At 68.7% G+C, this 10,822-nt stretch carries 10 protein-coding genes and 2 pseudogenes; 11 read left to right on the top strand and 1 reads right to left on the bottom strand.

Going from position 1 to position 10,822, the window contains the following annotated elements:
• The 3 genes and pseudogenes from AB0J09_RS41580 to AB0J09_RS41570 form a co-directional block, all read left to right on the top strand.
• Positions 1-862 (top strand): annotated as a pseudogene (locus AB0J09_RS41580) (hypothetical protein); the annotation flags it as partial.
• A gap of 47 nt (positions 863-909) precedes the next feature.
• Entirely contained in the window at positions 910-1,125 is a 216-nt protein-coding gene (locus AB0J09_RS41575) for a hypothetical protein (protein ID WP_360703724.1), read from the top strand.
• A 43-nt stretch (positions 1,126-1,168) separates the two neighbouring features.
• Positions 1,169-1,453: a hypothetical protein gene (locus tag AB0J09_RS41570; protein ID WP_360703720.1), complete on the top strand. Its 285-nt coding sequence runs from the start codon at positions 1,169-1,171 to the stop codon at positions 1,451-1,453.
• A gap of 87 nt (positions 1,454-1,540) precedes the next feature.
• Here the strand turns inward: AB0J09_RS41570 and AB0J09_RS41565 are convergent.
• Positions 1,541-2,308: pseudogene (locus AB0J09_RS41565) on the bottom strand (transposase family protein); the annotation flags it as partial.
• Positions 2,309-2,580: 272 nt separating this feature from the next.
• On the opposite strand from AB0J09_RS41565, the gene AB0J09_RS41560 reads away from it, so the two are divergent.
• The 8 genes from AB0J09_RS41560 (at position 2,581) to AB0J09_RS41525 (ending at position 10,522) form a co-directional block, all read left to right on the top strand.
• On the top strand, positions 2,581-2,895 hold the full coding sequence (locus tag AB0J09_RS41560; RefSeq protein ID WP_360703717.1) for an integrase core domain-containing protein: 315 nt from the start codon (positions 2,581-2,583) through the stop codon (positions 2,893-2,895).
• A 71-nt stretch (positions 2,896-2,966) separates the two neighbouring features.
• Positions 2,967-3,434 carry an integrase core domain-containing protein gene (locus tag AB0J09_RS41555; RefSeq protein WP_360703715.1) on the top strand — a complete coding sequence of 156 codons (468 nt, stop codon included), beginning with the start codon at positions 2,967-2,969 and terminating at the stop codon, positions 3,432-3,434.
• A gap of 9 nt (positions 3,435-3,443) precedes the next feature.
• Entirely contained in the window at positions 3,444-3,662 is a 219-nt protein-coding gene (locus tag AB0J09_RS41550; RefSeq protein WP_360703726.1) for a hypothetical protein, read from the top strand.
• A 379-nt stretch (positions 3,663-4,041) separates the two neighbouring features.
• Positions 4,042-5,055 carry a LacI family DNA-binding transcriptional regulator gene (locus AB0J09_RS41545; protein ID WP_360703712.1) on the top strand — a complete coding sequence of 338 codons (1,014 nt, stop codon included), beginning with the start codon at positions 4,042-4,044 and terminating at the stop codon, positions 5,053-5,055.
• Positions 5,056-5,220: 165 nt separating this feature from the next.
• Positions 5,221-7,344: an alpha-galactosidase gene (locus AB0J09_RS41540; protein WP_360703709.1), complete on the top strand. Its 2,124-nt coding sequence runs from the start codon at positions 5,221-5,223 to the stop codon at positions 7,342-7,344.
• A 49-nt stretch (positions 7,345-7,393) separates the two neighbouring features.
• On the top strand, positions 7,394-8,719 hold the full coding sequence (locus tag AB0J09_RS41535; protein ID WP_360703706.1) for an extracellular solute-binding protein: 1,326 nt from the start codon (positions 7,394-7,396) through the stop codon (positions 8,717-8,719).
• A 64-nt stretch (positions 8,720-8,783) separates the two neighbouring features.
• Positions 8,784-9,689 carry a sugar ABC transporter permease gene (locus AB0J09_RS41530; protein WP_360703703.1) on the top strand — a complete coding sequence of 302 codons (906 nt, stop codon included), beginning with the start codon at positions 8,784-8,786 and terminating at the stop codon, positions 9,687-9,689.
• Complete coding sequence (locus tag AB0J09_RS41525; protein WP_360703700.1) at positions 9,686-10,522, top strand: carbohydrate ABC transporter permease; 837 nt, start codon at positions 9,686-9,688, stop codon at positions 10,520-10,522. The genes AB0J09_RS41530 and AB0J09_RS41525 overlap by 4 nt, the downstream gene beginning before the upstream one ends.
• The last annotated feature ends 300 nt before the right edge of the window (positions 10,523-10,822 follow it).

Here is a 10,822-nt window from a genome sequence, read left to right as displayed (position 1 = left end):
GGACGACGACGGGACGACCGCGCTCTCCCTCAGCCAGGATGGGCGGCTGGCGGCCGTCGGCGGCTCCCGGACGATCTCCGTGCTGGACGCGAACGCCCGGCGGGAGCTGGCCAGGCTGACCCCTGCCGCCTTCACCACCACCGAACATGTGGCGTTCAGCCCGGACGGGACGCGGCTGGCCACGGTGGTGGAGGGGCCGGAGGACGGCGCCGCCCGCACGTACTCGCTGGCGATGTGGGACTGGAAGGCCCGCCGCCTGCTGTGGTCACACGACGTGCGGCGGGCCCAGGACGTGGAGTTCGCGCCGGACGGCAGGACGCTGGCGGTCGCCACCGACGCCGAGCGCCTCTACGACGCCGCTTCTGGCCAGCCGGTGGGCGGCCCGTTCGGCGGCGCCGGCCAGGGCATCACGCTCACCGACGCGGTCTTCACCCGGGACGGCCGGTCGCTCGCCATCGTGGACTCGGGCGGGCGCCTGACCGTCTACGAGGTGGCCACCCGCCGCCCGGCCGGGGAGGCGATCAGGGGGAACCTCAGCGGGTACGCGGTCAGATCACCTCGCGAGGACGTCGTCGCGGCGGTCACCCGGGACGACCGGGTGCAGCTGTTCGACCTGGCGGGAAAGGCGTCGCTGGGTGTGCTGGCCGACGGCAACCAGTACGGCGTGCAGGCCCTGGCCTTCGCCGCCGACGGTTCGAAGGTGCTGGTGCTGGACGGTAACGGGACGATACGCGAGCAGCTCGTCGAGCCGGGCGCGGTCGCGGCGGCGGTGTGCGCCCGCGCCGGGAACCCGTTGAGCAGGACGGAGTGGGCGCGTTACGTCACGGGCGCGCCCTATCGCGAGACGTGCCCTCGACCATGACGGCGCCGGCCTGCTGGGGATCGCTCGCGCCTTCTAGTGCCAACTTGATGACGGTTACTCTCCGGTCATGCTGGCTCGCGCCGCGCGTGCGGGTACGCCAGGCCACCCCCGCTGTCCGGCCAGCCGGCCTGCCCGCCATCGCCAAACTCGTCCCGCTGGCCGGAGTCCGGCTGGAGGACACCCTGACCGAGGGCGTCCGCGACGAGTTCACCGGCGCCGCCCCGCGGAGGGCATCAGGCGACCGGTCACGAGCCTCCAACTGACACCGACAGTGCGAATCGAGCAGTCAAAAGTGCGGGCAGGGGGGTGGCTCGCGGTCCACGGGCTGCTGCTGCCGTCACGGTAGCGGTCGCGGAGATCCTCCCTCCTATCGCAGAGAAGGAGTTCTGGCGCAAACGGGACGACGCCGAGCGGGAATTCCTGCCGCTGACAGATGAAGTTCTCATCGCGCACCTGGCCCTGGGCGTCGCCGACGGCGTCAACGCGCCCACGAAGGTGACCTCGATCGTGGCCGGGATGGCCGTCCCGAACTGGAACCGAGCCGCCGCCTTGATCGGAAGCGAGTCCTGCGCGGGGAACAGCCGGTCATAGCTGGTCAGCGACATCGTCCCTCGCCGGTCGATGGGGCGCCCATCTGAGCCGGATGTTGTGGTGGTGAAGCCGAGGCGTGTGAGGGTGGCCTCGGGCGACTTCGTAGTTCTGCAGGACGGCGATGGCCTTGCACAGGCGCCCTGCTTTAAGGGGGCAGCAGCGGAGCTTGCGCAGGATGCGCCAGGTCTTGAGCTGGGCGTTCGCGCGTTCGCCCGGACCGCGAAGACGGGCGTGTGATCGGTTGGCCCGCTTCTGGGACTCAGGCGTGTTCTTGCCCTTGTAGGGGGTGATGACCGGGCCTTCGGCACCCTGGTAGCCCTTGTCCGCCAAGACGATGATCGTCGCCCGCTCCAGTTCCCGCAGGATGCCCCAGATCCGGGCGGTGCTCAGGTCGTGTGTCTTACCTGGCAGTGCTCCCGAGGTCCACAGGATCGTCCCGTCGGGTGAGGCGATGACTTGGACATTCATTCCGTGCACGCGATGCTTGCCGGAGAAGTAGGGCCGGTCGGCCTTGACGCGGTCGGTGTGGATCAGCGTGCCGTCCAGTACCAGGTGGTGCAGCCCGTCCCGCTTGGCCTTCCGCACTGCCTGCCAAAGCTTGGGTGAGCGCGCCGACAGCAGCATCACCGTCTCTTCGACGTACCGCCACGCGGTCGTCGTCGACACGTCGAAACCGGCTCCGAGTTCGGTGAACGTCTCGCCCTTGCGCAGGTAGACCAGTACCAGCAGTGCCTGCTGGCCAGGGTTTAGCAGCCGCCAGGCCGACCCGATCGCCTTGCGGCGTCGGCGGATCAGCCCGGCCACGTAGTTCAGCGTTGAACGCGACAAATCAACGGCAGCACGATAGAACAGCACCCAGAGCTCCTGGTGGTGACGGTGAGGATTGTGGTGATCAACCCGTCTACCAGGAGCTCTGCCACGTCATCAGGCGAACCATGGACCCGCGATCATGCTGTGACCAGCAGCCCGCCGCCAGGGGATGTAGGGTCGGGAGCTGGCGCGGTGGCGTCTCCTGGCGGTAGAGCTCGGGGCCTGTCTTCCGCCGGTTTCCCGGTCGGCTGTGCTCTCCCCGATGACCATGGCCAGGTTCGTGGCTCCGTTTCCAGCTCCCGCCCGTCGAACCGTGCATGCGGTTCTCCCGCACACGGCTCACCGGTATTCGGATGCCGCGGATGAACGCGATCATGGAGCGGTGGGTGCAGTCCTGCCGTCACGAGCTTCTCGACCGCTGCCTCGTCTGGAACGAACACCATCTTCAGCACGCCTTGCGCGAGTACGAACGCTTCTACAACCAGCACCGAGCCCACCAAGCCCTGAACCAAGCAGCCCCGCTGCGTCCCGCCCCTGACCCGATCACCGATCCCGGTCGAATCATTGACCTGAAGATACGACGGCGAGACCGGCTCGGCGGCGTCCTCCACGAATACTCACATGCCGCTTGACCTGCATGGATGCAATTTTCGGCAGGCGCAATGTTCTGGCGGTCATCGAGCACGCCACCAGGCGCGTCCGTGTGCTCGGCACCACCGCGCACCCGAGCGCCGACTGGGTCACCCAGGCGATCAGGAACCTGGTGATGGATCTGAACGATGCGGGCTGCCGGGCGCGCTATCTGATCCGCGATCGGGATGGGAAGTTCCCCGCCCTGATGGACGAGATCCTCGCCGAGGCCGGCATCAAGACCGTGATCACCGGCATCCGGATGCCGCGCGTGAACTCGATTATGGAGCGGTGGGTGCGGTCCTGCCGTCACGAGCTTCTTGACCGCTGCCTCGTCTGGAACGAACACCATCTTCGGCGCGCCCTACGCGAGTACGAAGGCTTCTACAACCAGCACCGAGCCCATCAAGCCTTGAACCAAGCAGCGCCGCTGCGTACCGTCCCCGATCCGATCACGGATCCAGAGCGAATTACCGACCTGAATGTACGCCGACGAGACCGGCTCGGCGGCGTCCTCCACGAGTACTCACATGCGGCTTGAACTGCATGGATGGAATTTTCGGCAGGCGCAGGGCGGCCGACCAGGGTGGTGAACCGGCGCGCCAGCGTGGGGCGGAAGACGCCCGCCTCCGCGGCCAGGCGGTCGTTGCTCCACGGCGCGGAAGGTTGCGAGTGCATCGCCCGCAGGGCGGCGGCCGTCACCGGGGCGCCCAGTGCGCCGGGCCAGGCTCCGCTGGTGGTCTCGGTCATCCAAGCGCGGATCATGTAGACGAGGAGGAGGTCGAGCAGGTTTGGGAGCGCCACGCAGGAGCCGGGCCGCACCTCGTCCAGCTCACCGGCGAGCAGGTCGATCGCGGCACGGAGTTCGAGGATGGCCACGGTCGCCGACCTGGCGGGCGGGGAGTCCACGGTCAACGAGCAGGTACGCGCGCGGGCGCGGTGGCGACGCTGATGATCGGGGCTCTGGAAGGTGCGATCATGTTAGCTGCGACAGCTCTCCAACGCCAGCGGCGCCGCTCCCGCAGCACCGCCACGTCACCCCGTGCGCAACCAGGTGAATGCCGCGCCGTGAGCGGGTCGGCCTGCCGTATCCGGCCGCAGGAGCCGCCCGTCTAAGCCTTCACCTCCTGGTATGTACGCTTACCGGTGTGACCCGCCGCCCGCACACCCGCCCTCCCGTCCTCGCGGACGTGGCAAGGGTCGCCGGCGTGTCCGTCCCCACGGTGTCTCGGGTGCTGAGCGGGTCCGCGCCGGTGAGCGCCGACAAGCGCAGGCAGGTCCTGCGCGCGATCCAGGAGCTGGGATACCGCCCCAACGCCGCGGCGCGCGCCCTGGTGACTGGCCGGCGCTCCATCATCAGCGTGCTGACCAGCGACACCACCCGGTACGGTTATGCCAGCACGATACGGGGGATCGAGGAGGCCGCCCGCGCGGTCGGCCTGGTGGTCGCCCTGACGATGCTGGACGGCGACGACGAGGAGTCGGCGCGGGTAGCCGTGGACCTCGCGCTCGACCAGCCGCTCGCCGGGATGATCGTGCTCGAGTTCGATATCCAGGGCAGCCGGGCGCTGGCGGCATTGCCCGACACGCTCCCCGTGGCCGCGGTGTCCTCCGCAGGGCAGGGCAGGAGCGTCCCGCGGGCCCTGTTCGACGACCACGCCGGCGCGCGGGACGCGACGAACTACCTGCTCGGGCTGGGTCATCGCACCGTGCACTACGTGGGGATACCGGCCTCCGGCCGGCCGAGCGGGCGGCTGCTGGGCTGGCGGGAGGCGCTGGAGGCGGCGGGAGCCCCGGTTCCGGAGATCGTGGAGAGTGACGGGACCCCGCGCTCGGGCCTCCAGGCCGGCGCGCGCCTGGCCAGGCGCGGCGACGTGACCGCGGTGCTGTGTGGCAACGACGAGGTCGCCTTCGGCGTGATCAAGGCCTTGCAGGACGAGGGTTCGCGTGTCCCCGAGGACGTCAGCGTCGTCGGCTTCGACGACCACCCGCTGGCCGAGATCTGGACTCCTTCGCTGACCACGATGAGCCAGGACTTCGCCGAACTGGGGCGCATGGCGGTCGACTTCCTGCTCGGCAGGCTGGCAGGCGTGCCGGTCGCGGCGGCGCGGTCGACCCCGCGCCTGGTCGTGCGCAAGAGTACCGCTCCGCCCGCCGGCTGACCTCGGCCTAGGAACCCTTGGAACCGCGCGAACGCGTGGCCATGTTCCTTCATGACATTCTCGTGTTGAAAGCGTTATCAGCCTATTTCCCGTGGTCCCCTTGTCACATCGCTTGATAAACGTGTTCATAGCTGAACGCACCGTATGTCCGGCTTAAGGAACGTGATGACGAGCAGAACCATCCAGTGGCGTCCCGGCTCACTCGACCTGGTACTCGAGCGGCCCGAAGACGCTCCGGCCCGCATCGCGAGGCTCGGGACCGCGTCGCCCGCACCGAGCCCCGTGGACCCGTTCCGGGTGCAGCCGCTGGTCGAGCTGATGGTTCTGGGGGAGGGCCGGCGGCTGTCCAACACCCGGTTCACTAACACCGCCGCCGGATCGCGGCTCCGGTTCGTGGACGCCGTCGAGCAGGCGGACGGCGACTGGCGCGAGCTGCGGGTGAGGCAGCGTGACGAGGTGACCGGACTGGAGGCGACCAGTGTCTTTCGCGCCAGGACGGACGTCCCGGCCCTGCGGGCCTGGACCGAGGTCACGAACACCGGGCCGGCGCCCCGGGTTCTGCAGATGGTGTCGTCCTTCGCCTCCGGCGCGCCGGCCGAGACGGCGGACGACGGCGACCTGGTCCTGTGGCGGGCGCGCGCCGACTGGTGCGCCGAGGGCAGGTGGGCGGCCATCCCGCTGTCCGGGCCGGACGGGCTGGCGGACATCAACAGCGAACTGCACCAGCACGACGGCCGGGGCGCGCTCGTCACGGTGAGCAAGAGCACCTGGTCCTCGGGCGAGTACCTGCCGACCGGCGTCCTGGCGAGCGCTAGCACCGGCCGGGCCTGGGGCTGGCAGATCGAGCACAACGGCGCCTGGCGCTGGGAGGTGGACCGCCGCCGCGACGGGGCGAACGCCGTCTCCCTCGTACTGAGCGGCCCCACCGACCTCGACCACCAGTGGAGCACCCGGCTGCTCCCGGGGGAGCGCTTCGTCACTGTTCCCGTGTCCGTCGCTGTGTCCGACGAGGGTTGTCAGGGAGCGCTGGCCGCCCTCACCCGGCAGCGGAGGGCGATCCGCCGCGCGCATCCCACAGGCGACGCGCTGCCGGTCATCTTCAACGACTACATGAACACCCTCATGGGCGACCCGACCACCGAGCGCCTACTGCCTCTCATCGACGCCGCCGCGGAGACCGGCGCCGAGTACTTCTGCGTCGACGCGGGCTGGTACGACGACGGCGGGAACTGGTGGGACAGCGTCGGCGAGTGGCGCCCCTCGACCGGCCGCTTCCCGGACGGCGGGCTCGCCCGGGTCTTCGACCACATCAGGGCCAAGGGCATGCGCCCTGGCCTGTGGCTGGAGCCGGAGGTCGTCGGGGTGCGCAGCCCTGTCGCCGCGATGCTGCCTGACGAGGCGTTCCTGAGCCGGAACGGCGAGCGGGTCGTGGAGCACGGCCGGTACTTCCTCGACCTGCGCCACCCCTCCGCCAGGAAGCATCTCGACGAGGTGGTCGATCGCCTCGTGCACGACTACGGCACCGGATTCTTCAAGCTCGACTACAACGTCACCCCCGGACCGGGCACCGACCGGGACGCGCTCCAGCCGGGAGAGGGACTGCTCCAGCACAACCGGGCCCACCTGGAGTGGCTGGACGACCTGCTCGGCCGCCACCCGGAGGTGATCTTCGAGAACTGCGCCTCGGGAGCCATGCGGGCCGACTACGCCATGCTGTCCCGCCTCCAGCTCCAGTCCACCTCGGACCAGCAGGACTGGCGGCTCTACGCCGCCATCGCAGCGTCCGCGCCCGCCACGATGCTCCCCGAGCAGGCAGGCAACTGGGCCTACCCGCAGCCGGGGATGCCCGCGGAGGCTCTGGCCTTCACCATGATCAACGGTCTGGCCGGGCGCCTCTACCTGTCGGGGCATCTCGACCAGATGAGCCCGGCCGAGCGGGAGCTCGTCGCGGACGGAGTGGCCGTGCACAAGCGGATCAGGGCCGAGGTCGCCACGGCCGAGCCGTTCTGGCCGCTGGGGCTGCCCGCCTGGTCCGACGACATCGTCGCGCTGGGCCTGCGCACCGGTGACACGGTGCGCCTGGCCGTATGGCAACGCGACGGCGGACCGCACGACATCCAGGTGGACCTGCCCGGCCTGCGCGGCCGCCGGCTGCGGGTGGAGACCGAGTATCCGGCGACGCTACCCGGCTGGCAGCACCGGTGGGACGCCTCCACCGCGCGGCTCACGGTCCGTCCTGCCGTACCCGGACCGTCCGCACGCCTGCTCCGCCTGCGGCCGGAGAACTGATCCCTTTCAGCGTGGCAGCCCTCACCTTCACCACACACAAGGAGAATCCATGAAGACGCGAGGCCTTTCCCGCGCGGCAGCCGCCGCCACGTGCGGGGCGCTGCTGCTGGCCGGCTGCTCGGCGGGCAACCCCGGGACGTCCTCAGCCACAGCCGGGTCGGCCCCCACGAGCTGGCCTGACCCGGGCGCCGGCCTGCAGGGGGTGACCCTCACCCTGTGGATGTCGACACAGACCGCCTCGATGGCCGACAACGTCATCAAGGCGTTCGAGGCCAAGACCGGAGCGAAGATCAACAAGGTCGTCATTCCCGACGTCTACGAGACCAACGCGCCGACCAAGCTGGCCACGGGCGCCAAACCGGACCTCGCCACCTGGCAGCCGACAGGCAGCATGCTCGCGCTGCTCAAGCCGTCCACCGACCTGCAGAGCCTGGACGGCGCGCCATGGCTGGCCAAACAGACGCCGGCCATCCAGAAGCTGGGCCAGGTGAACGGGCATCACTACGCGGCCTTCGTCAACGTCCCCTCCGTTCTCGGTGTCTTCTACAACAAGTCGGTGTTCCAGAAGGCGGGGATCACGAGCACGCCCAAGAACTTCCACGAGTTGCTCGCCGACGCCCAGAAGATCAAGGCGAAGGGGGTGGCGCCGTTCTTCGGCGCCGCCGGCGACCAGTGGCCCACCCAGTGGTGGCCACAGGTCCTGCTGGCCGAGGCGTCGAAGAAGGGCCTGTGGGAGCGGGTCAGCCAGAACAAGGAGAAGTTCACCGATCCGGAGATCCTCGGCGCCGTCCGGCAGTTCCAGGACATGGTGAAGCAGGGTCTGTTCAACAAGGACGACAAGACCTCCAAGTACACCGAGTCCGGCCCGGCCCTGCTCAAGGGCGAGGCGGCGATGGTGCTGCAGCTCACCTCGTTCGCGTCGCTGATGCAGTCGACGGCGGACACGGCGACCATAGACCGGGAGATCGGCTGGTTCCCGATCTCCAAGGACGGCAACATCGCCACGTCGGTGCCTGGCGGTGACAATGCCCTGGTCGCCTTCAAGACCGGAGATCCGAAGCGGGAGTCCGGCGCCCGGCAGTTCCTGCGGTTCTGGCTGGAGACCTACTACCCCGACTACGTGAAGTCTGCCGGCACCGTGTCGATCGAGCCCGCCGTACCGGCTCCCGCCGGGGTGCCGGAGGTCGTGAAGCAGGCCACGGCCGCGCTGGACGACGCGGCCGGCTCGATGCAGCAGAACGCCGCGGTGAACCCGGACTTCTACGTGAACCTGGCGAACATGGTCAACGGGACCATGACCCCCGAACAGGTGACCTCCACTACACAGTCGCAGTTCGCCCAGCTCGCCCAGGCACTCGGGATCCAGGGCTTCTGACGGCGGCGGGGGCACGGACCCCCTCCCGCCCCCGCCACCACACTGAAAGGTGTGCAGGATCGCCATGATCCCTTCTCTTTCGGCCGCGTCCGGTCGCTCGCCGCGGCGAGCGGTGTTGTACCCGAGCTCGTTCCTCGCTCCGGCGTTCGCCGTGCTGGCCGTGTTCTTCTTCCTACCGACCGTCTTCAACTTCGTCTACGCCTTCACGGACTGGTCGGCCTTCCATGACGACATCCGCCCCGTGGGGTTGGCGAACGTCAAGGCGGTGCTGTCCAACGGCGCCCTGCTGTCGTCACTGCGAATCACCATCGTCTACGCGGTCCTGGTGGCGATCATGCAGACTGGGTTCGGACTGGGGCTCGCCCTGCTCCTGGAGCGCGACACCCGGATCAACCGGTTCGCCAGGGTCGTCTTCTTCATCCCGGTGCTGATGTCCGCCCTGGCGGTGGGGTACACCTTCCAGGCGCTCCTCAAGCCCGACGGTCCGCTCAACGGGCTCATCGGCGCTCTCACCGGCCAGCACGTGACGATCCCCTGGCTCGGCAGCACCACGTGGACGGTGGTGACGGTGGCCTTCGTGAACTCCTGGAAGTGGATGGGGCTGGCGATGGTGATCTTCCTCGCCGGTCTCAAGACGATCCCGGCCGACGTGCTCGAGGCGGCCAGGATCGACGGCGCCGGCAGGTGGAGGACCTTCCTATCCATCCGGTTCCCGCTGATCGCCCCCGCGGTGACCTTCAACGTCGCGACCGCGCTGCTGGGCTCCTTCAACGGGTTCGACACGATCCTGGCGACCACGGGGGGAGGGCCCGCACAGCAGACCGAGGTGCTCGACATCTACATCTTCCGCGTCTACGGCAACGGCCTGTTCGCCCAAGCGACCACGATGAGCCTCGCCCTCCTTCTCCTGGTCGCTCTGCTGGCCTTCCCTGTCATCGGCTACCTGCGCAAGAGGGAGCGTGTCCTGTGAGGATCTCCACCCGGGGCTGGTCCCGCCTCGTTCACCCGGCCGTCGTCATCATCCTGACCGCCGTCGTCATCGGAATCCCGCTGTGGCTGGCCCTGGTGACCTCCGCCAAGTCGCAAGGCGAGGCGAACCTGCCCGACCTGTCCCTCCCACGGGTGTGGCACCTGTGGGACAACTACTCCCAGGCGTTCGCGCAGGGCCGCATGCTGTGGGCGCTGTTCGGCAGCCTGCTGGTCATGGTGCCGTCCGTCGCCGGGGTACTGATCTTCGGCTCGCTGGCTTCATGGGTGCTGGCTCGGCGGTCAGGGCGCGTCATGGCTGTGCTCTACTCGGCTGCGATCAGCGGGATCATCCTGCCCCCGGCCGTCGTCACGATCGTGCTGCTGCTCCGGCAACTCCACCTCGCCAGCACGCCGATCGGCATGGTGCTGGTCTACATGGGCATGTACATGTCCCTAGTGATCTTCTTCGTCACCGGTTTCGTGCGGACCATACCGGTCGAGGTGGAGGAAGCGGCCCGCATGGACGGCGCACGGCCGCTCGGCATCTTCATCAAGGTCGTCCTGCCGCTGCTGCGCCCGGTCATCGCGACCGCCACGATCCTCATCTGCCTCTACATCTGGAATGACGTCTTCTACGCCTTCTTCGTGCTCGGCGGAGGGACGTACTCGACACTTCCCCTGAACCTGTACTCGGTGGCGAGCAGCAACCTGTATCAGAACAACTGGAATCTCGTTTTCGCGTACGTCGTGCTCATGAGCCTGCCGCTGGTCGTCGTCTTCGTCGTCGCCCAAAGACGGATCATCTCCGGCATCACCGGAGGAGCCGTCAAGTGACGGTGGTCCGCTACTGGTTGGCCGGCGGCGTCGGGCGGCCTGCGCGACCTGTACCTGCGCGGGTTCATCGGCGAGGTCGAGCACTTCCTGCGATGTGTGCGCGAGGGGGTATCGCCCGTCTCCTCGGCGGAGGACAACGTCAAACCATGGCGCTCTGCGACGAACTGCTCAGACGTTCGCAATGATCGCTCTCCGGCCTTCGGCGTTCACCCCTGCACCAGGTGATCGGCGCGTTCGACTTGCGGCCGCGCGGTTCACCTGGAGCATCGGCTCGCACCGTTTCAAGGCGGCCGGCTCGGT

The sequence above is a fragment of the Nonomuraea sp. NPDC049784 genome (assembly GCF_040659615.1).
Lineage (GTDB): Bacteria > Actinomycetota > Actinomycetes > Streptosporangiales > Streptosporangiaceae > Nonomuraea.
This window is presented reverse-complemented; position numbering and strand designations above follow the sequence as displayed.

What these genes read in the sequence shown, in the direction of transcription:
- AB0J09_RS41575 (WP_360703724.1), top strand. Translation starts at nt 910, where the DNA reads ATGACGGTTACTCTCCGGTCATGCTGGCTCGCGCCGCGCGTGCGGGTA.
- AB0J09_RS41560 (WP_360703717.1), top strand. Translation starts at nt 2,581, where the DNA reads ATGCGGTTCTCCCGCACACGGCTCACCGGTATTCGGATGCCGCGGATG.
- AB0J09_RS41550 (WP_360703726.1), top strand. Translation starts at nt 3,444, where the DNA reads ATGGAATTTTCGGCAGGCGCAGGGCGGCCGACCAGGGTGGTGAACCGG.
- AB0J09_RS41540 (WP_360703709.1), top strand. Translation starts at nt 5,221, where the DNA reads ATGACGAGCAGAACCATCCAGTGGCGTCCCGGCTCACTCGACCTGGTA.
- AB0J09_RS41535 (WP_360703706.1), top strand. Translation starts at nt 7,394, where the DNA reads ATGAAGACGCGAGGCCTTTCCCGCGCGGCAGCCGCCGCCACGTGCGGG.
- AB0J09_RS41530 (WP_360703703.1), top strand. Translation starts at nt 8,784, where the DNA reads ATGATCCCTTCTCTTTCGGCCGCGTCCGGTCGCTCGCCGCGGCGAGCG.